Here is a 19,537-nt window from a genome sequence, read left to right as displayed (position 1 = left end):
CGTGACCCAGGGCAGGGGGCCCGCACACGGCCGAGGGCCCCTGTCGGATCACATTCCGGAGCGCTACGGTCGCAACCGGTTACGTGATTGCCGTCACCCCACCCGCAACGCGAGGAGACACCGTGGCCACCGACGCACCTCCCCCCTCCAGGACCGAACACGTCCTGCCCTCCGCCGAGGAGTTCGACGCGGTGCAGCAGAGCGCCGAATTCGCCGAACTGCGCCGCTCCCACCGCTCGTTCGCCTTCCCGCTGACCGTGGCGTTCATCGCCTGGTACCTGGCCTACGTCCTGCTGTCGAACTACGCCGGCGATTTCATGGGCACCAAGCTCTTCGGCAACGTCAACGTCGCCCTGGTGCTCGGCCTCGCCCAGTTCCTCACCACGTTCCTGATCGCCTGGTGGTACGCGCGGCACGCCGCGACCAAGCTCGACCCCAAGGCCGAGGCCATCAAGTCCCGGATGGAGGGCCGCGCATGAGCCCCGCACTCGTCCTGGCCGCCGGTGAGGCGAGCAAGCACCGGCCGCTGATCATCACCCTGTTCGCGGTGTTCGTCGCCGCGACCCTCGTCATCACCGTCTGGGCGGGCCGTCAGACCAGGAACGCCGCCGACTTCTACGCGGGCGGACGGCAGTTCACCGCCTTCCAGAACGGCCTCGCCGTGTCCGGCGACTACATGTCCGCGGCGTCCTTCCTCGGCATCGCGGGCGCCATCGCCCTCTTCGGCTACGACGGCTTCCTGTACTCCATCGGGTTCCTGGTCGCCTGGCTCGTCGCCCTGCTGCTGGTCGCCGAGCCGCTGCGCAACTCCGGCCGCTACACCATGGGCGACGTCCTCGCCTACCGCATGCGCCAGCGCCCGGTCCGCACCGCCGCCGGCACCTCCACGATCGTCGTGTCGATCTTCTACCTGCTGGCACAGATGGCGGGCGCGGGCGTCCTCGTCTCACTGCTGCTCGGTATCACCAGCGACGGCGGCAAGATCGGTATCGTCGCCCTGGTCGGCGTGCTGATGATCGTCTACGTCACCATCGGCGGCATGAAGGGCACCACCTGGGTGCAGATGGTCAAGGCCGTGCTGCTGATCGCGGGCGCCCTGCTGCTGACCTTCCTGGTGCTGCTGAAGTTCCACTTCAACATCTCCGACCTGCTCGGCAAGGCCGCCGACAACAGCGGCAAGGGGTCCGCCTTCCTGGAGCCCGGCCTGAAGTACGGCGCCACCGGCACCACCAAGCTGGACTTCCTCTCGCTCGGCATCGCCCTGGTCCTCGGCACCGCCGGCCTGCCGCACATCCTGATCCGCTTCTACACCGTGCCCACCGCCAAGGCCGCCCGGAAGTCCGTGAACTGGGCGATCGGTCTCATCGGCGCCTTCTACCTGATGACGCTCGCCCTCGGCTTCGGTGCCGCCGCGCTGATCAAACCGGACGAGATCATCGCCTCCAACAAGGCGGGCAACACCGCCGCACCGCTGCTCGCCCTGCACCTGGGCGGGGTGGGCTCCAGCTGGGGCGCGATCCTGCTGGCCACCATCTCCGCGGTCGCCTTCGCCACCATCCTCGCGGTCGTGGCCGGCCTGACCCTGGCCTCCTCCTCGTCGTTCGCGCACGACATCTACGCCAACGTCATCAAGAAGGGCACCGCCACCGAGAAGCAGGAGGTGAGCGCGGCCCGCTGGGCGACGGTCGGCATCGGTGCCGTGTCCATCGTCCTCGGCGCCCTGGCCCGTGACCTGAACGTCGCCGGCCTGGTCGCCCTGGCCTTCGCGGTCGCCGCCTCCGCCAACCTGCCGACGATCCTCTACAGCCTGTTCTGGAAGCGGTTCACCACCTCCGGCGCCCTGTGGTCGATCTACGGCGGCCTGGTCACCGCCGTCGGCCTGGTGCTGTTCTCGCCGGTGGTCTCGGGCAAGCCGACGTCGATGTTCCCGGACGCCGACTTCCACTGGTTCCCGCTGGAGAACCCGGGCATCATCTCCATCCCGGTCGGCTTCCTGCTGGGCTGGCTGGGCACCCTCCTGTCGAAGGAGGAGCCCGACGCCGGCAAGTACGCCGAACTGGAGGTGCGGTCGCTGACCGGCGCCGGGGCGCACTGAGATCCGCTACTCGCCGACGGCCGCGTCGTCAGGATCGCAGGGTCCTACGACGCGGCCGCGTCGTCCCTCGGGGGAACGGGCCGCTGTCGTTGTCGGTGGCGTCACGTAGGCTCACAGGTGATGGTGCAGGTGACGGAGAATGTGTGATCCGCGACGAGGGAGGGGGCCCACGTGCTCATCGACACCTACGGCCGGGTGGCCACCGACCTGAGGGTCTCGCTGACCGACCGGTGCAATCTGCGCTGCACCTACTGCATGCCCGAGGAGGGCCTGCAGTGGCTGGCCAAGCCCGACCTGCTCACGGACGACGAGATCGTGCGCCTGATCGACATCGCGGTCACCTCACTGGGCATCGAGGAGGTCCGCTTCACCGGCGGCGAGCCGCTGCTGCGCCCCGGTCTGGTCGGCATCGTGGAGCGGGTCGCGGCCCTTCGGTCCCGCCCCCAGATGTCCCTCACCACCAACGGCATCGGCCTCGGACGCACGGCGGCGGCCCTGAAGGCGGCGGGCCTGGACCGGGTGAACGTCTCGCTGGACACCCTGCGCCCGGACGTCTTCAAGACCCTCACCCGCAGGGACCGCCACAAGGACGTCCTCCACGGCCTGACGGCAGCCCGGGAGGCCGGCCTGACCCCGGTCAAGGTCAACGCGGTCCTCATGCCGGGCCTGAACGCCGACGAGGCTCCGGACCTGCTCGCCTGGGCGATCGAGCACGACTACGAGCTGCGCTTCATCGAGCAGATGCCCCTGGACGCCCAGCACGGCTGGAAGCGCGAGGGCATGGTCACCGCCGGGGACATCCTCGCCTCGCTCCGCACCCGCTTCGAGCTGACCCCCGAGGGCGCCGGGGAGCGCGGCTCGGCCCCGGCCGAACGCTGGCTGGTCGACGGCGGCCCGCACCGCGTCGGCGTCATCGCCTCCGTCACCCGCCCGTTCTGCGCGGCCTGCGACCGCACCCGCCTGACGGCCGACGGCCAGATACGCACCTGCCTGTTCGCCACCGAGGAGACCGACCTGCGCGGCGCACTCCGCTCCGGCGCCCCGGACGAGGAGATCGCCCGCATCTGGCGGCTCGCGATGTGGGGCAAGAAGGCGGGCGCGGGCCTGGACGACCCGTCGTTCGTCCAGCCGGACCGGCCGATGTCGGCGATCGGGGGTTAGGACCTGGGTGTCAGGCGCCTTCGGGCGCTTCCCAGTCCTCCAGCTTGACGACGTCCTTCAGGAACCCCCGCACGCCGAGGAACTGCGACAGATGCTCCCGGTGCTCCTCGCACGCCAGCCACGTCTTGCGGCGCTCCGGCGTGTGGATCTTCGGGTTGTTCCACGCCAGCACCCACACGGCGTCGGCACGGCAGCCCTTGGCGGAGCAGATCGGGGTTTCGTCAGTCACAGCTTCGTCTCACAGCCACGGCAAACAAGGCGACGCCGAGCAGCCACGGGGGGAGCTGCCCGGCGTCGGTCTGTCGCTCCGACGGGGGATGCGGAGCGCGTACGAAGTATGTCATGGGTAACCCAGTACCCGGCACCGGAACAACATGATTGATCTGAGCTTTTCCTGAGCTTGGTGCTGGGTGCGATTCCGCTTGCCCGGCATCCGTCGTGGTCAGGTCCGCTCGCGTGGTTCGCCCGGGACTCCCGCCGCGGGCTCCGCCGTGGCGTCGTCCTGGCCGGATTCCTTCGGTGCGTCCGCCGCCGGCGGCGCGATCATCGGACGCACCGGGACGTTGATGAACGTCGACGGCAGTGAAGGCGCGTTCTCACGCCCGGCGTTCGCGATGACCACGGCGATGTAGGGCAGCGCGGCGCCGAGCACCAGCGCGATGATCGCGACGGGCCGCTCCACGTTCCACAGGGTGGCCGCGAGGATCACCGCCACCGTGCGGATGCTCATCGACACGACATAGCGGCGCTGCCGGCCGCGCACGTCCGCCTCGAGCCCCTGCCGGGCGCCCGTGATCCGGAACACCTGGGCGTTGCCGCCACCGCCGCTCCGCTTCCGCATCACACCACACCACCCGCCTGTCCCGGACTCTCCCCGGCCCGTACCTGCCCCGTAGCCGGTCAGGACCCGAGCCCGAACACTCACCACGTTACGCCGGGCCCCGGCCGCCATCGAGACCGGGGCGCCTCCTGCCTGCGCGAACGCGCCGCGCACCCCGCGTACGGGTGATCCCGGCGTGCGTCGTACGGCGGGCGGTCCGAGACTGGGCGTACTGCTCACGTCTCACGTCGAGCCGTACAACCGTGCGAGGAGTCGAGGAGGCAGCCATGGGCTGGTTGTGGGCGATCATCGTCGGGTTCGTGCTGGGCCTGTTGGCCAAGCTCATCCTGCCGGGCAGGCAGCACAGCCCGCTGTGGCTGACCACCCTCCTGGGCACGATCGGCGGCCTCATCGGGAACGCCGTCGCCCGCGCCATCGGCATCGCCGCCACCCCGGGCATCGACTGGGGCCGCCACGCCCTCCAGCTCGCCGCGGCGGTCCTCCTCGTCTTCATCGGCGAGATGGCGTACATGACACGCAGGGGCGACAGACAGCGGGCCTGACGGTACGGCGAAGGGGCGGGCCCGTGACGGGACCGCCCCTCCCTCCTGCCCCGCGCGCCCCAGAGGGTCACACGCCCTGGCTGACCGAGCTCATGTTGAAGTCCGGCACCCGAAGCGGCGGCATCGCGGCCCGGGTGAACCAGTCGCTCCATTCGCGCGGAAGCGTCTTCTCCGTGCGGCCGGCCTCGGTGGCGCGGCCCAGCAGGTCGACCGGGGACTCGTTGAACCGGAAGTTGTTGACCTCGCCGACGACCTCGCCGTTCTCGACCAGGTAGACGCCGTCCCGGGTCAGGCCGGTGAGCAGCAGGGTCGCCGGATCGACCTCACGGATGTACCACAGGCAGGTCAGCAGCAACCCGCGCTCGGTGCCGGAGACCATCTCCTCGAGGGAGCGGTCGGAGCCCCCGTCCAGGATCAGGTTCCCGATCGCGGGCGCGAGCGGCAGACCGGTCAGGGCCGCGGTGTGCCGGGTGGTCGTCAGGTGCTTCAGCTGGCCTTCGCCGATCCACTCGGTGGCCTGCACCGGCAGCCCGTTGTCGAACACCGACATGTCGTCGCCGGAGGCGTGCGCGACCACGAAGGGCGGTGTCTCCAGACCGGGCTCGTCGGGATCGCTGCGCAGGGTCAGCGGCAGCTCGGAGAGCTTCTCGCCGACGCGGGTGCCGCCGCCGGGCTTGCTGAAGACCGTACGGCCCTCGGCCGCGTCCCGGGCCGAGGCCGACCACAGCTGGTAGATCAGCAGGTCCGCGACCGCCGTCGGGGGCAGCAGCGTCTCGTAGCGACCCGCGGGCAGCTCGATCCTGCGCTCCGCCCACGCCAGCCGCTGGGCCAGCTCCGCGTCCAGCGCCGCCGGGTCGACGTCCTTGAAGTCGCGGGTCGAACGCCCCGCCCATGCCGAACGCGTACGGTCGGGCGACTTGGCGTTCAGCTCCAGGGTGCCGTTGGGCTGGTCGTGGCGCAGGCGCAGCCCGGTCGACGTACCCAGGTACGTCGACACGAGCTCGTGGTTGGCGAAGCCGTACAGCTCGCGCCCGCCCGCACGGGCTCGGGCGAACGACTCACCGAGCGCCGGCGCGAAGTCCGTGAAGACGGCGGAGGAGGTCTCGGCGGGCGCGTCCGTGAAGTCCGGCGACTCGGCCACGCCCGTGACCAGCGGCTGCGCGTCCTCGGCCGGCCCGGCGGTGCGCGCGGCGGCCTCCGCGGCCCGGACCAGGGGCTCCAGCTCGTCCGCGGTGACCGCCGAGCGGGAGACGACTCCGGAGGCCGTGCCCTCCTTGCCGTCGACGGTCGCGACGACGGTGAGGGTGCGCCCGTGCGTGACACCGTTCGTGGTCAGCGCGTTGCCCGCCCACCGCAGATTGGCGGTGGAGTGCTCGTCGGCGATGACGACACACCCGTCCGCGCGGGACAGCTCGAGAGCACGCTCGACGATCTCGTGCGGCTTGTTCGTACGGGCGCTCATCGACCGGCCTCCTGCGTGGTGTTCAGACTGTGCTTTCCCGGGGGGCGACCCCCGGACCCCCGGCCGGTTCCGTGGCTGACGCTCATCGACCGGCCTCCTGCGTGGTGTTCAGAATGTTGACGCCCCTGAAGAGAGCGGACGGGCAGCCGTGGGAGACGGACGCGACCTGGCCCGGCTGGGCCTTGCCGCAGTTGAAGGCGCCGCCGAGGACGTAGGTCTGGGGGCCGCCGACGGCCGCCAAGGAGCCCCAGAAGTCCGTCGTCGTGGCCTGGTAGGCGACATCCCGCAGCTGACCGGTGATCCGCCCGTTCTCGATCCTGAAGAACCGCTGCCCGGTGAACTGGAAGTTGTAGCGCTGCATGTCGATGGACCAGGAGCGGTCCCCGACGACGTAGACGCCCCGGTCCACGCCCCCGATGAGATCCTCCGTCGACAGCCCGGCCGGGTCCGGCTGAAGCGACACGTTGGCCATGCGCTGCACCGGCACGTGCGCCGGGGAGTCGGCGTACGCGCACCCGTTGGACCGCTCGAAGCCGGTGAGCCTCGCGATGCGCCGGTCCAGCTGGTAGCCGACCAGCGTTCCGTCCTTGACCAGGTCCCAGGACTGGGCCGCCACGCCCTCGTCGTCGTACCCGATCGTCGCGAGCCCGTGCTCGGCGGTGCGGTCGCCGGTGACGTTCATCAGCTCGGAGCCGTACCTCAGCTTCCCGAGCTGGTCGAAGGTGGCGAAGGAGGTGCCGGCGTACGCGGCCTCGTAGCCGAGGGCCCGGTCCAGTTCGGTGGCGTGCCCGATGGACTCGTGGATGGTCAGCCACAGGTTGGACGGGTCGACGACCAGGTCGTACACCCCGGCCTCGACGCTCGGCGCGCGCATCTTCTCGGCGAGCAGCCCCGGGATCTGTTCCAGCTCCGCGTCCCAGTCCCAGCCGGTGCCCGTCAGGTACTCCCACCCGCGCCCGACCGGCGGCGCGAGGGTGCGCATGGAGTCGAACTCACCGGTGGACTCGTCCACCGACACGGCGGTCAGCTGCGGATGCAGCCGCACGCGCTGCTGGGTGGTCACGGTCCCGGCGGTGTCGGCATAGAACTTGTTCTCGTGCACGGTGAGGAGGGAGGCGTCCACGTGGTTGACGCCGTCGGCCGCGAGCAGCCGCCCGCTCCACTCGGCGAGCAGACCCGTCTTCTGCTCGTCGGGCACGGTGAAGGGATCGATCTCGTACGACGAGACCCACGTCTTCTCGGCGTGCACCGGCTCGTCCGCGAGCTCCACCCGCTCATCGGACCCCGCCGCCTTGATCACCTGCGCCGACAGCCTGGCCATCGCCACCGCCTGCGACGCGACCTTGGCGGCGGCGTCCTGGGTCAGATCGACACCCGAGGCGAACCCCCAGGTCCCGCCGTGCACGACCCGCACCGCGTACCCCAGGTCGGTGGTGTCCGAGGACCCGGCGGGCTTGCCGTCCCTGAGCCGCCAGGCGGCACTGCGCACCCGCTCGAGCCGGAAGTCGGCGTGCTCGGCCCCGAGCGACCGCGCGCGTGCCAGCGCGGCGTCGGCCAGGGCCCGCAGCGGCAGTGCCGTGAAGGCTTCGTCGATGGAATGAGGCACGGAGGTCTCCCTGCTGTCGTGGCCTGTCGGGTCCGATCATGTCGCGCGGGCGGGCGCAGGGACCACACCTTTGCGTCCGGTGGCCGGACCCACCCGTCCGCGACCGTCCCCACGGCGGACGCTTCTGTAGGGACCCGACAGTGAGTCCCCTACGCCACTGTCGGTGCCCGATTGTCCGCGCGGCGGGGCGGACCGATAGGTTTTCGACGTAGGCGCCTGTCCTGCAGGGGTTCCAGACCGCTATCGAAAGGGTGATCCGTTGAGCCGCTCGGTTCTCGTCACTGGAGGCAACCGGGGCATCGGCCTCGCCATCGCCCGCGCGTTCGCCGACGCCGGCGACAAGGTCGCGATCACGTACCGCTCGGGTGAGCCGCCGGCCGCCCTCAAGGAACTGGGCTGCCTCGCGGTCAAGTGCGACATCACCGACACCGAGCAGGTGGAGCAGGCCTACAAGGAGATCGAGGCCCAGCACGGCCCGGTCGAGGTCCTCGTCGCCAACGCCGGCGTCACCCGGGACCAGCTTCTGATGCGGATGTCCGAGGAGGACTTCACCTCCGTCATCGAGACCAACCTGACCGGCACCTTCCGCGTCGTCAAGCGCGCCAACCGCGGCATGCTGCGCGCCAAGAAGGGCCGCGTGGTGCTGATCTCCTCGGTCGTCGGCCTGCTCGGCTCGGCGGGGCAGGCCAACTACGCCGCCTCCAAGGCCGGCCTGGTCGGCTTCGCGCGCTCCCTCGCCCGCGAGCTGGGCTCGCGCAACATCACCTTCAACGTCGTCGCGCCCGGTTTCGTCGACACCGACATGACCAAGGTGCTCACCGACGAGCAGCGCCAGAACATCGTCTCGCAGGTGCCGCTCGGCCGTTACGCGCAGCCGGAGGAGATCGCCGCGACGGTGCGGTTCCTCGCCTCGGACGACGCCTCGTACATCACTGGAGCCGTCATTCCCGTTGACGGCGGACTGGGAATGGGTCACTGATCACCATGAGCGGAATTCTCGAGGGCAAGCGCGTCCTGATCACCGGTGTGCTGACGGAGTCCTCCATCGCCTTCCACGCGGCCAAGCTTGCTCAGGAGGAGGGCGCGGAGATCATCCTGACCGCGTTCCCGCGCCCCACGCTGACCGAGCGCGTCGCCAAGAAGCTGCCGAAGCCCACCAAGGTCATCGAGCTGGACGTCACCAACGACGAGCACCTCAGCCGGCTCGCCGACGTCGTCGGCGAGGAACTGGGCGGTCTCGACGGCGTCGTGCACTCCATCGGCTTCGCCCCGCAGGACGCGCTCGGCGGCAACTTCCTCAACACGCCGTTCGAGTCCGTGGCCACCGCCATGCACGTCTCGGCGTACTCGCTGAAGTCGCTGACCATGGCCTGCCTGCCGCTGATGCAGAACGGCGGCTCGGTCGTCGGCCTCACCTTCGACGCCCAGTTCGCCTGGCCGCAGTACGACTGGATGGGCCCGGCCAAAGCCGCACTGGAGGCGACCAGCCGCTACATGGCGCGCGACCTGGGCAAGCAGAACATCCGCTGCAACCTCATCTCCGCGGGCCCGCTCGGCTCCATGGCCGCCAAGTCCATCCCGGGCTTCAGCGAGCTGGCCTCCGTCTGGGACACCCGTGCGCCGCTGGAGTGGGACCTGAAGGACCCCGAGCCGGCCGGCCGCGGCATCGTGGCCCTGCTGAGCGACTGGTTCCCGAAGACCACCGGCGAGATCATCCACGTGGACGGCGGACTGCACGCCATCGGCGCCTGAGCAGGCCCGCGCGCACTGCCGTGGAGCGCGTGAACGTGCGCTCTCGCCCCGTGTAAGCGATTGCGCAATCGCTTACGCGCCCGCATCGCCCGGTCGTACGAGGCCGACGCCCCGTTTCCCGCTGCGCGCGGGGAGCGGGGCGTCGCCCGTTCGGAGTACCTGACCGGGCGTGCCGGGCCGTCCGGGACACACGCTGGGAGCAACGCACCGCCCCGCACGCCGCACGGCCGAGGAGGTTCCCTTGTGCGCTTGTCCCACCGCTTCGCCCCGGCCTTCCTCTCGCTCGCCCTGGTGACGGTCCTGCCGTACGACGCCATGCCGCCGCACGGGAGACACTCCGCGTCGCACGCGCGCGAGGACGCCGGAAAGTCCGCCGACCCGGCGCCCTTCGGCTCCGAGTGCCGGGTCCTTGTCACCGGCGCCCATGTCGTCGCGTACTGCCACAACCCCTATCCGGACACCGATCACGTGAGCCTGCACATCGAGTGCGCCCAGTGGTGGGACATCGACACCGACACCGCTCCGGCCGAGGCGGGGCCCGCGATGACCGTACGGCTGGCCGGGCGGTGCTGGGAGGCGGTGCGCTCGGCGTGGGTCACCCACCGGAGATGAGGGGCCTCAGCGGCCGACGGACTCCGGGCGCCCAGGACCGCACATGCGCGGATAGCTCGCCGCCGCCGCGCCCGCCGCGTCGGCGTCGCCCGCGCGGATCGCGTCCACCAGCGCCGTGTGGTCCATGTACGCCTCCGGTGTGAGCTCCTCGCCGACGTCGCCGCGCAGCCAGTCCCGCAGGACCTCGCCCAGGTCCGCGTACATCGCGGTCATCACCTCGTTGTGCGACGCGGACACCACGGCAAGGTGGAAGGTCGCGTCGGCGGTCACGAACGCCTCCGCGTCCCCGGACTCCCACGCCTCCGCACGGCGCAGGAGGAGGGCGTCCAGTTGCTTGAGGTCCCGCTCGGTGCGCCGCTCGGCCGCCAGCCGGGCGGCGCTCGACTCCAGGGTGCGGCGCAGCTCGGCGATGTGGTCCGGGTCGGCGCCGGCGAAGCGGCGGTGCATCACGCCCGCCAGCTCGCTGGTAGCCGCCACGTAGGTGCCGGAGCCCTGGCGGATGTCCAGCAGGCCGTTGTGCGCGAGCGCGCGGACGGCCTCGCGGACCGTGTTGCGGGCGACCCCCAGCTGCTCGACCAGTTCCGGCTCGGTGGGGATGCGGGAGCCCACCGGCCACTCACCCGAGGTGATCTGGTTCCGCAGCTCGGCGATGACCTGCTCGGACAGCGCGGATCGGCGGGGGTGGCTCAGCGGCATGACCGTCCTTCGTGCGGGCCCGAGAGCGAGGCCGGATGATCGGGAGCGTAACGCAGCCCTCTGCACCCATAATCATCCTATGATTCTATGATAGTCCGCATGGCATCCGAAGAGACCGGAACGACGACGTCCGCACCGATACGCGTGTCCCAGGGGGAGCGGGTCGATGCAGGGGTCTCCGCCACGCGCGCGTGGCGGACACGTCTCCTGGTCGTCGGCATCGTCCTGAGCGCCCTCAACCTGCGGCCCGCCATCACCAGCCTCGGCGCCCTCCTGGAGGAGGTGCGCGACGGGCTCGGCATGAGCGGCAGCGTCGCGGGCCTGCTCACCTCCGTGCCGCCGCTCTGCTTCGCCGTCTTCGGCGTCATGGCGCCACGACTCGCCCGCCGCTTCGGGCCGGGCGCCGTGGTGTGCGCCGGAATGGCCGCGATCACCGCCGGCCTGGCGATCCGCCCGTACGCCGGGAGCACCGCCGGCTTCCTGGCCGCGACCGCGCTCGCCCTGATGGGCATCGCGGTCAGCAACGTCCTGATGCCCGTGATCGTCAAGCGCTGGTTCCCCGACCGGGTGGGCTCGATGACGGGCCTGTACTCCATGGCGCTCGCCCTGGGCACCTCCGTCGCGGCAGCGCTCACGGTGCCCATGACCGGCGCCCTGGGCGGACGGTGGCAGTCCGGGCTCGCCGTGTGGGCGGCGCTGGCGGCGGCGGCCGTCCTGCCGTGGATTCCGTTCGCCCGCGCGCGCGGTGCCGGTTCCGCGGACAGCGACACCGCCTCCCCGGACAGTGGCACCGCCTCCGCGCGCGTGGAGCCCGACGGGCTGCGGATCACCCGTAGCCGTACCGCGTGGGCGCTGGCCGTCTTCTTCGGGCTCCAGGCCACGGCGGCCTACATCACGATGGGCTGGATGGCGCAGATCTTCCGCGACGCCGGGGTGCCCGCCGGCACGGCCGGTGTGCTGCTGGCCGTCACCATGGTCATGGGCGTGCCCCTCGCCTTCGTCATCCCGCGGCTGGCCGCCCGGCTGCCGCACCAGGGACCGATCGTGATCGCGCTCGGTCTCTGCGGTCTGGCCGGATACGCGGGCCTGTACTGGGCCCCGGCCGGCGGGGCCTGGGCGTGGGCGGTGCTGCTCGGCATCTCCAACTGCGCCTTCCCGCTCGCGCTCACCATGGTGGGGATGCGGGCCCGCACCGGCGCGGGCGTGGCCAAGCTGTCGGCGTTCGCGCAGAGCACCGGATATCTGCTGTCGATCCCGGGGCCGCTGCTGGTCGGCGTCCTCTACCAGCACAGCGGCGGCTGGGGCCGGCCGCTCGCGCTCATGGCCGGGCTCATGCTCCCGCAGATCGCGGTGGGCGTCCTGGCAGGCCGCGACCGGATCGTGGAGGACGAGGCGACGCGCTGAGCGACGGGCCGCCCCCGCCGCCGCCCGGGCGGGGGAGGGGTGCGAAACTGGGCGTATGCCCGTGCTCGAACCGAATCCCCGCAACGGCCAGAAGAAGATGCTGCTCGTCTTCGGCGCGTTCTTCGCCATCTTCGCGATCATCGCCGTCATCGCCACGATCGCCTCACCGTGACGATCGCCTCACGGTTCACGCACCGGTGACGGCCCATGGTGGTGCTGGCCCCACCATCCCCTAGGGGGTCAGTGTCAGGGTCAAGTGGGTGGATCACCGGATGGGTTGAGGGCCGCCGCGTCCGTACGTTCGAGATGTGGTCGCGAGAGCGGCCCATGGACCACTCGAGGACCCACGGAGGCAGCCATGTCGGCCCGTACGCACACCCGGCCCCGCCCGGCGACCACGGGCGGCGTCGACATCCGGTTGCCCTGGTGGGCCCTCGCCCTGCCCACGCTCGCCTTCATCGCCCTGCTGGCGCTGATACTCAACCCGGCGGACGCGAGCGCCGGCGGCGACCCCGCCGTCAGCCACCTCCTCGAGCGCGTCCAGCACGCGGTGACGCACCACGCGCAGTGACCCGGCCTGATCGGGTCGTGACACCGCCCGGGTGTACGCGGTGCGCCTCCCGCGGACTCGGCGGTGAGGAGGCCGGTGAGCAGGCAGATCGCGGCGCTGCCAACTCCCTGCGCCCGTTGGCCTGTTTCATGCGAAGCTGGGACTCATGAGCTCCGCAGAACCCCGCAGGATTGTCCTCTTCCGGCATGCGAAGGCCGACTGGCCGCAGGTTCCCGACCACGAGCGTCCGCTCGCCGACCGGGGCCGCCAGGACGCGGCCGCCGCCGGACTCAAGCTGGCCGAGACCGGCATCCCCTTCGACCTGGCCCTGTGCTCCACCGCCATCCGCACCCGCGAGACCTGGAAGCTCGCCGTCCAGGAGCTGCCGCATCGGCCGAAGACCGTCTATGAGGAGCGGCTCTACGAGGCCTCGCCCGGCGAGCTGATCGCCGTGCTCAACGAAACCGCCGACGACGCGCGGAACGTGGTCCTGATCGGTCACAACCCCGGCATCCAGGGCCTCGCCGACGTCCTGTCCGGCGCGAACGAGGGCGATGCCCGTGAGCGGATGGGCCGACGCGGCTTCCCGGCCGGCGCCTTCGCCGTGCTCTCCTTCGACGGCTCCTGGAAGGCGCTGGAACCGGGCACGGCCACCCTGCTCGACTACTGGGCGCCCAGCGAGTAAGGGCTCCGAAGAGCTGCGAACCCCGCGGTATCGCGACGGGGCCCGGCACCGCGCGGTGCCGGGCCCCATCGCGATCCAAGACCGTCAGAGACCGTCGTCGTGCGCGTCCGCCGCCTCGACCTCTTCCCGGGTGACACCGAGCAGGTACAGGACGGTGTCCAGGAAGGGGAAGTTCACCGCGGTGTGCGCGGCCTCGCGGACGACGGGCTTGGCGTTGAAGGCGACGCCCAGACCCGCCGCGTTCAGCATGTCGAGGTCGTTGGCCCCGTCACCGATCGCCACGGTCTGCGCCAGCGGCACCCCCGCCTCGGCGGCGAACCGGCGCAGCAGCCGCGCCTTGCCCGCGCGGTCCACGATCTCCCCGACGACCTTGCCGGTCAGCTTCCCGTCGACGATCTCCAGGGTGTTGGCCTGCGCGAAATCGAGCCCGAGCCGCTCCTTCAGATCGTCCGTGACCTGGGTGAAGCCGCCCGAGACGACGCCCACTTGGAAGCCGAGTCGTTTCAGCGTGCGGATCAGGGTGCGCGCGCCTGGAGTGAGCCGGACCTCGGCGCGCACCTTGTCCACCACCGACGCGTCGAGCCCCTTCAGCAGCGCCACGCGCGCGTGCAGCGACTGCTCGAAGTCCAGCTCGCCGCGCATCGCGGCCGCCGTCACCTCGGCGACCTCCGCCTCGCAGCCGGCGTGCGCGGCGAACAGTTCGATGACCTCGTCCTGGATGAGCGTGGAGTCCACGTCCATCACGACCAGCCGCTGGGCCCGCCGGTGCAGCCCGGCCGCGACGACGGCGACGTCGACACCGAGTGCCGCGGCATCGGTCACCAGGGCGGTGCGCAGCGGCTCGGTCTCCACGCCGGACACGGCGAACTCGACCGCGGTCACCGGGTACTTGGCGAGCCGGAAGATACGGTCGATGTTGCCGCCGGCGGCCGCGATGCGGGCGGCGATCGCGGCCGTGGCGTGGGCGGTGAGCGGATGGCCGAGGACGGTGACGAGGGAGCGGCCGAGGCCGCGCGGACGGTTGTCGCCGATGCCGGAGATGATCTCCGCCTGCATCTTCATCGACTCCGCCCAGGTGTGGACGGTGGCCCGCAGATCGCCCTCGAGCCCGGACGGGGGCACGGTCACCAGGGCGCACAGCACCATCCGGCCCCGGGTGACGACCTGCTCGATGTCGACGACGTCGACGTGGAAGGCGGCCAGGGTGTCGAACAGGCCCGCGGTCAGGCCGGGCCGGTCCTTGCCGAAGATCTTGACAAGGAGGGTGGGGGTGTCGGAGGTCTGCACAGCGCTCATGGTGCTTCCACCGTATCCGGCGCCCCGTGCGCACCGCCTGCCTGGTCCGCCCAGCGGACGAGGAACAGTGGGTTGCGCACAGATGGCGTACGTGTTACCCGGCCGCGAAAGCCCAGGCCACGGGCGCACACGGCCGACGTGGACCTCCGCCTCGTCAGCGCCGCCCACGGGGCCGGTCGGGCGGCGGTGGCGGAGGTGGGGGAGGCGGCGGGGGCGGCCACCGGTCGGAGGACGACGGAGCCCTGCGGGCCGGCCGCTGCGGCGGCTCGATCGGCTGGACCACGGTGGGCGCGCCATAGACGTCGGTGGGAGGGGACGGCGCGGCTTCCGAGGGCGGGCCGTCGGGCGGGGCGCCCTCGAGCGGGGCGCCCTCGATAGGGGTGCTCCCGCCTTGCGTGCCGGTGCCGTCAGGCGGCGCGCTCCGTGGTGGCGTGGCTCCGGTCGGGGCACCACCACGCCGCCCGCCGCCCCGCGGGGCGCTGCCCGGCCGCGCGTCCTCCGGCTCGCGCGGTCCTTCCGGCAGCCGTAGGTAGGGGTTCGTGTCCGGGTTCGGCGCACGGTAGGGCCTGCTCGGGGTGTAGGGGCCCGATGACTGCGGGACCGGCGCATACCGCGGGGGCTCCGGCAGCCCCGCGTCACCCCGTGCCAGTGGCGCCGCCCGGCTCCCCGCCGCCCCCGTCCCGTACGCCAGCAGTGCCCCGGCGGCCCCCGCTCCCGCTCCCCACACCGCACCCAGCAGCAGTGCCATGCCCAGCTGTCCGTGCAACTCGATCGCCGCGCCGAACGCGTCGAGACCGAGCACCGACAGCGAGGCGTCCACCGACACCTCCGCCAGCCGGACCAGCAGCGGCAGTGCCGCCGCCGTCACGATCCCGAGCCGCAGCGCGCAGTGCCCTGCGAAGCCGAGCGGACCCGCGCCCTGTGCGACCGCACCGGACGCACCGGGGCCGGGTGCCGCATCCCGAGCTCGTACGAGTGGCGTACGCGCCGCCGTCAGCACGCCCGCGAAGAGCATCATGAGCGCCGCGGCGACGGCCAGCAGCCACACCCTGCCGTCCAGATCGGCCAGTCGCCCCAGCGTGACGCGCTGGTCCGTCCTCACGCTCAGCAGCCGGTCCAGCGGATCGGGCAGCAGGTTCACAAGTGCGCCGCCCGCCCTGCCGTCCCACGGCACGAACAGGCCGACCGGCACACCCAGCCACACACCGTTGGGTGCGCCGAGCAGCGCGGCCCCGGCGATCCGCGCCGGATCGTCGTCACCGATCGCCGCGTACGCCGCGGCCGCGAGCCCGGCGGCCACCGCGACCAGCAACACCGTCACCAGCGCGGACGCGGCCGGACGCACCACCCGGTGCACCGCCTCCCAGCCGCGCGGCAGCGGTGCGCGCCGGGACGCGAGCAGCGCGATCACCAGGACACCGGCCGCCCATGCGGCGCCCCCCAGCAGCGTGGGCACCGTGTCGACGGTGAAGCCGACCGCGGCCCGAGCCTGGATCAGGTCGCCGACCCGGTCCGGCAGCAGCCCCCCGACGTCCCCCAGGCCGGGGATGTCGAGGCCCCCGCCCCCGCCCCCGCCCGGCAGGCCGTCCAGCCCGAGCGCGCCCCCGTCGATGGTGATGACGTCATGGCCGGCCCATGCCAGACCGCCCAGCATCGCGACGAACAGCACGACCACCGCGCCCGCGCGCACGAGGAGTTCGGACAGGGCGACCACAACTCCCGCCGTGCGTAAGGACCGCAGGAAGAACCAGCACAGCAGGAGCGCACCCACCAGGCTCACACCGAGTGGCGTGATATCGATGGCGGTGATCGCGTCCGCGCCTTTCAGCCCGAACGCCGACACGTTCCCGGACGGCGTCACCGTCCCGTTCGCCCCAAGGGCCACCACCGCCGCGGTCATCGGCCCGAGCGAGCCCGCCGCGTCCGCACGGAGCAGATGCAGACCGAGCGCCGCCGTCCCCGCCATCCCGATCAACGCCCAGCTCACGGAGGCGATCGCGGACAGCAGGACGTCCGTCCACGGCAGCCTGCCACCGTCCCGCGCGGCCTCGATGCCCATCGTCAGCCCCCGATCCACGCCGCGGCAATCCACCGCGGATGTCCCCCCTCGCGTGGATTACCACTCTCCGACCGGGTTTCCGCCGCGTCAACGGCGCGCGTACCAGTGCGTCTACGCCCCCTCCACCAGGCCCGAGTTTCGGTCAGAGGGCCGCGCCTGAAATAGTTCCCCACGATGTTCGACATCCCTAGACTCCCCGTGATGGGGGCAATTCGGGGGACAACTCACTGGGGCATGGAGTGCCTGAACTCGTACTGGAATTGAACGGACGCAGCTGGACGCTCGACGCGTCCAGGACGTACACCCTGGGACGTGATCCGCAGGGGGACATCGTGCTCACCGACGCCAGGGTCTCCTGGCGCCACGCCACGATCAGCTTCAACGGCCGCGGTTGGGTCATCGAGGACCACGGCAGCACCAACGGCACGTTCGTGCAGGGACAGCGGATCCACCAGGTGGAGATCGGCCCGGGTTCGGCCGTGCACCTGGGCAACGCCACCGACGGACCGCGCCTGGCCCTGTCCGGCGCCCCGGCCGCCGTCGCCGCTCCGCAGGCCCAGCCCCAGCAGCAGCCGTACGCGGCCCAGGCCGCCGGCCCCGGCTGGGCCCCGCAGGCCGCGCAACCGCAGGCGCCCCAGCCGGCCTGGCAGCAGCCGCAGCAGGCGGCTGCGCAGATCCCGCAGCAGCAGAGCCCCGGTGGTGGCGCGGGGGCGCCGCCGGTCTACGGCGACCGCAGCCCGACCACGTTCCACCAGCTCGCCCTCGGCCGGGTGATGCGCATCGGCCGTGCGCTCGAGAACGACCTGGTCGTCTCCGACCTCCAGGTCTCCCGCCACCACGCCGAGTTCCACGCCACGCCCGACGGCCGCTTCGAGATCCGTGACCTGGGCTCGCACAACGGCACGTTCGTCAACGGTATGCCGATCGGCAAGGGCGGCTCGGCGCTGATCGGCCCGAACGACATCGTCGGCGTCGGTCACTCGACGTTCCGTCTGGTCGGCGACCGGCTCGAGGAGTTCGTCGACACCGGTGAGATCTCCTTCTCCGCCCGCCACCTCACAGTCACGGTCGACGGTGGCAAGCAGATCCTCAAGGACGTCTCATTCGGTGTCCCGGAGAAGTCGCTCATCGCGGTCATCGGCCCCTCGGGCTCCGGCAAGTCCACGCTGCTGAAGGCGCTCACCGGCTACCGCCCCGCCAACCAGGGCGACGTGCTCTACGACAACCGGAACCTGTACAAGCAGTTCGCCGAGCTGCGCCAGCGCATCGGCCTGGTCCCGCAGGACGACATCCTGCACAAGGAGCTGAGCGTCAAGAAGGCCCTCAAGTACGCGGCCAAGCTGCGCTTTCCGGCCGACACCACGGCCGCCGAGCGCCAGGACCGCATCGACGAGGTGCTGCGCGAGCTGAAGCTGGACGTCCACAAGGACAAGAAGGTCACCTCCCTGTCGGGTGGTCAGCGCAAGCGCGTCTCGGTGGCCCTGGAGCTGCTCACCAAACCGTCGCTGATCTTCCTGGACGAGCCGACCTCCGGTCTCGACCCGGGCATGGACCGGGACGTCATGCAGCTGCTGCGCGGCCTCGCCGACGACGGCCGCACCGTCCTCGTCGTCACCCACTCGGTGGCCGAACTGGCGCTGTGCGACAAGCTGCTCGTGATGGCACCGGGCGGCTCCGTCGCCTACTTCGGCCCGCCGGAGGAGGCACTGAACTTCTTCGGCTACGAAACCTGGGCCGATGTCTTCTCCGCCTTCGAGAACTACCGGGACTACGACTGGGCGGGCCGTTGGAAGGGCTCGGAGCACTACCGGATGTACGCCGCGGACATCGACGCGGTCGCCCCGCAGTCGGTGCACATGCCGCCGCCGCAGGCGATCAAGCCGGCCAAGCCGCAGGGCTGGCTGTCGCAGTTCGGCACCCTGATCCGGCGGTACGTCGCGGTCATCGCCTCCGACAAGGGCTTCCTGGCGCTGACGGTGATCCTCCCGGCGGTGCTCGGCGCGGTGAGCCTGCTCATCGACCACAACAGGGGCCTGCTGGTCAACCCGGTCAATCCCAGGACCGGCATCCACGTCCCGAACGGCACCGCCACCACGGTCCTGCTGATACTCGCGGTCGGCGCGTGCTTCGCGGGCGCCGCCAACTCCGTCCGTGAGCTGATCAAGGAACGGGTCATCTACGAGCGGGAACGCGCCACCGGCCTGTCCCGTTCCGCGTACCTGATGTCGAAGGTGTTCGTGCTCGGCGTCATCACCGTGCTGCAGGGCCTCATGGTCGGCCTGATCGGCTTCTCCAGCCGGGAGATCCCCGCGCAGGGCGTCGTCCTCGGCAGCGCCACGCTGTTCGAGCTGTGCCTGCCGATCATGGCGCTGGGCTTCAGCTCCATGATGTTCGGCCTGGTCATCTCCGCCCTGGTGAAGACCGCGGAGAAGACCATGCCGCTGCTGGTCATGTTCGCGATCATCCAGGTGGTCTTCACCGGCTGCCTCTTCACCCTGCACGGCACGCTCGGCGTCAACGAGTTCTCGTACCTGATGCCGTCCCGCTGGGCGGTCGCCGCCGCCGGTGCGACGCTGGACTTCAACAACATCGCACCGAACATGGACGACCCGACCAGCACGGACCCGCTGTGGAACCACACGGCCGGGGCCTGGACCCTCGACATGATCGCCCTGATCGTCCTGGGTGTGGTCTGCGGCTTCCTGGTGGCACGCTTCCTGCGCCGCCACGAGCCGGAGGTCATGCGCAAGTAACCGGTCCGTACGACCGGAACAAC

At 71.3% G+C, this 19,537-nt stretch carries 19 protein-coding genes; 12 read left to right on the top strand and 7 right to left on the bottom strand.

Features of this window, described 5'->3' with window-relative positions; genetic code table 11:
* Positions 1-122 precede the first annotated feature (122 nt).
* From ACIRC0_RS35595 to moaA, 3 genes are all read left to right on the top strand, one after another.
* A complete protein-coding gene (locus tag ACIRC0_RS35595) occupies positions 123-479 on the top strand; it encodes a DUF485 domain-containing protein (RefSeq protein WP_403624990.1) in 357 nt (118 codons plus the stop codon).
* Positions 476-2,095, top strand: a complete 1,620-nt coding sequence (locus ACIRC0_RS35590) for a cation acetate symporter (protein ID WP_403624988.1) — start codon at positions 476-478, stop codon at positions 2,093-2,095. Before ACIRC0_RS35595 ends, ACIRC0_RS35590 begins: the two co-directional genes overlap by 4 nt.
* Before the next feature lie 171 nt (positions 2,096-2,266).
* Complete coding sequence (gene moaA / locus ACIRC0_RS35585) at positions 2,267-3,256, top strand: GTP 3',8-cyclase MoaA (protein WP_403624985.1); 990 nt, start codon at positions 2,267-2,269, stop codon at positions 3,254-3,256.
* A gap of 10 nt (positions 3,257-3,266) precedes the next feature.
* Here moaA and ACIRC0_RS35580 read toward each other — a convergent pair whose 3' ends face one another.
* Both ACIRC0_RS35580 and ACIRC0_RS35575 read right to left on the bottom strand, forming a co-directional pair.
* A complete protein-coding gene (locus tag ACIRC0_RS35580; protein ID WP_200423166.1) occupies positions 3,267-3,485 on the bottom strand; it encodes a hypothetical protein in 219 nt (72 codons plus the stop codon).
* A gap of 213 nt (positions 3,486-3,698) precedes the next feature.
* Positions 3,699-4,097 (bottom strand): DUF3099 domain-containing protein, encoded by a 399-nt coding sequence (locus tag ACIRC0_RS35575; protein WP_403624982.1) that lies wholly within the window; start codon positions 4,095-4,097, stop codon positions 3,699-3,701.
* A 266-nt stretch (positions 4,098-4,363) separates the two neighbouring features.
* Between ACIRC0_RS35575 and ACIRC0_RS35570 the strand changes: the two genes are divergently transcribed.
* Entirely contained in the window at positions 4,364-4,639 is a 276-nt protein-coding gene (locus ACIRC0_RS35570) for a GlsB/YeaQ/YmgE family stress response membrane protein (protein WP_403624979.1), read from the top strand.
* 67 nt (positions 4,640-4,706) lie between these two features.
* Here the strand turns inward: ACIRC0_RS35570 and ACIRC0_RS35565 are convergent, their stop codons facing one another.
* Together ACIRC0_RS35565 and ACIRC0_RS35560 are read right to left on the bottom strand one after the other, a co-directional pair.
* Complete coding sequence (locus ACIRC0_RS35565) at positions 4,707-6,101, bottom strand: metallopeptidase TldD-related protein (protein ID WP_403624976.1); 1,395 nt, start codon at positions 6,099-6,101, stop codon at positions 4,707-4,709.
* An 82-nt stretch (positions 6,102-6,183) separates the two neighbouring features.
* On the bottom strand, positions 6,184-7,707 hold the full coding sequence (locus tag ACIRC0_RS35560) for a TldD/PmbA family protein (protein ID WP_403624973.1): 1,524 nt from the start codon (positions 7,705-7,707) through the stop codon (positions 6,184-6,186).
* A gap of 259 nt (positions 7,708-7,966) precedes the next feature.
* On the opposite strand from ACIRC0_RS35560, the gene fabG reads away from it, so the two are divergent.
* The 3 genes from fabG (at position 7,967) to ACIRC0_RS35545 (ending at position 10,071) form a co-directional block, all read left to right on the top strand.
* Positions 7,967-8,686 carry a 3-oxoacyl-[acyl-carrier-protein] reductase gene (gene fabG / locus ACIRC0_RS35555; RefSeq protein WP_403624970.1) on the top strand — a complete coding sequence of 240 codons (720 nt, stop codon included), beginning with the start codon at positions 7,967-7,969 and terminating at the stop codon, positions 8,684-8,686.
* Positions 8,687-8,691: 5 nt separating this feature from the next.
* On the top strand, positions 8,692-9,459 hold the full coding sequence (gene fabI, locus ACIRC0_RS35550; protein ID WP_403624968.1) for an enoyl-ACP reductase FabI: 768 nt from the start codon (positions 8,692-8,694) through the stop codon (positions 9,457-9,459).
* Between the two features lie 243 nt (positions 9,460-9,702).
* A complete protein-coding gene (locus tag ACIRC0_RS35545) occupies positions 9,703-10,071 on the top strand; it encodes a hypothetical protein (RefSeq protein WP_403624965.1) in 369 nt (122 codons plus the stop codon).
* Positions 10,072-10,077: 6 nt separating this feature from the next.
* Here ACIRC0_RS35545 and ACIRC0_RS35540 read toward each other — a convergent pair whose 3' ends face one another.
* Positions 10,078-10,767 carry a FadR/GntR family transcriptional regulator gene (locus ACIRC0_RS35540; protein WP_403624962.1) on the bottom strand — a complete coding sequence of 230 codons (690 nt, stop codon included), beginning with the start codon at positions 10,765-10,767 and terminating at the stop codon, positions 10,078-10,080.
* An 87-nt stretch (positions 10,768-10,854) separates the two neighbouring features.
* On the opposite strand from ACIRC0_RS35540, the gene ACIRC0_RS35535 reads away from it, so the two are divergent.
* The 4 genes from ACIRC0_RS35535 to ACIRC0_RS35520 all read left to right on the top strand — a co-directional run bounded on the left by ACIRC0_RS35535 (position 10,855) and on the right by ACIRC0_RS35520 (position 13,406).
* A complete protein-coding gene (locus ACIRC0_RS35535) occupies positions 10,855-12,171 on the top strand; it encodes a CynX/NimT family MFS transporter (protein ID WP_403624959.1) in 1,317 nt (438 codons plus the stop codon).
* 55 nt (positions 12,172-12,226) lie between these two features.
* Positions 12,227-12,343 carry an SGM_5486 family transporter-associated protein gene (locus ACIRC0_RS35530; protein WP_263229199.1) on the top strand — a complete coding sequence of 39 codons (117 nt, stop codon included), beginning with the start codon at positions 12,227-12,229 and terminating at the stop codon, positions 12,341-12,343.
* Between the two features lie 186 nt (positions 12,344-12,529).
* The gene (locus ACIRC0_RS35525; protein WP_403624955.1) at positions 12,530-12,742 is read left to right on the top strand and encodes a hypothetical protein; all 213 of its coding nucleotides are present in this window, start codon (positions 12,530-12,532) and stop codon (positions 12,740-12,742) included.
* Positions 12,743-12,887: 145 nt separating this feature from the next.
* Complete coding sequence (locus ACIRC0_RS35520; RefSeq protein WP_403624952.1) at positions 12,888-13,406, top strand: SixA phosphatase family protein; 519 nt, start codon at positions 12,888-12,890, stop codon at positions 13,404-13,406.
* Positions 13,407-13,490: 84 nt separating this feature from the next.
* On the opposite strand, the gene serB is transcribed toward ACIRC0_RS35520, so the two are convergent.
* Together serB and ACIRC0_RS35510 are read right to left on the bottom strand one after the other, a co-directional pair.
* Positions 13,491-14,702 carry a phosphoserine phosphatase SerB gene (serB, locus tag ACIRC0_RS35515; protein ID WP_403624949.1) on the bottom strand — a complete coding sequence of 404 codons (1,212 nt, stop codon included), beginning with the start codon at positions 14,700-14,702 and terminating at the stop codon, positions 13,491-13,493.
* 154 nt (positions 14,703-14,856) lie between these two features.
* Positions 14,857-16,761: a streptophobe family protein gene (locus tag ACIRC0_RS35510; RefSeq protein ID WP_403625099.1), complete on the bottom strand. Its 1,905-nt coding sequence runs from the start codon at positions 16,759-16,761 to the stop codon at positions 14,857-14,859.
* Positions 16,762-17,000: 239 nt separating this feature from the next.
* Here ACIRC0_RS35510 and ACIRC0_RS35505 point away from each other — a divergent pair, with 239 nt between their 5' ends.
* On the top strand, positions 17,001-19,514 hold the full coding sequence (locus tag ACIRC0_RS35505) for an FHA domain-containing protein (RefSeq protein WP_403624946.1): 2,514 nt from the start codon (positions 17,001-17,003) through the stop codon (positions 19,512-19,514).
* Positions 19,515-19,537: the final 23 nt, after the last annotated feature.

It is taken from the genome of Streptomyces sp. NPDC093984 (assembly GCF_044764595.1).
Classification (GTDB): Bacteria; Actinomycetota; Actinomycetes; order Streptomycetales; family Streptomycetaceae; genus Streptomyces; species Streptomyces cynarae.
This window is presented reverse-complemented; position numbering and strand designations above follow the sequence as displayed.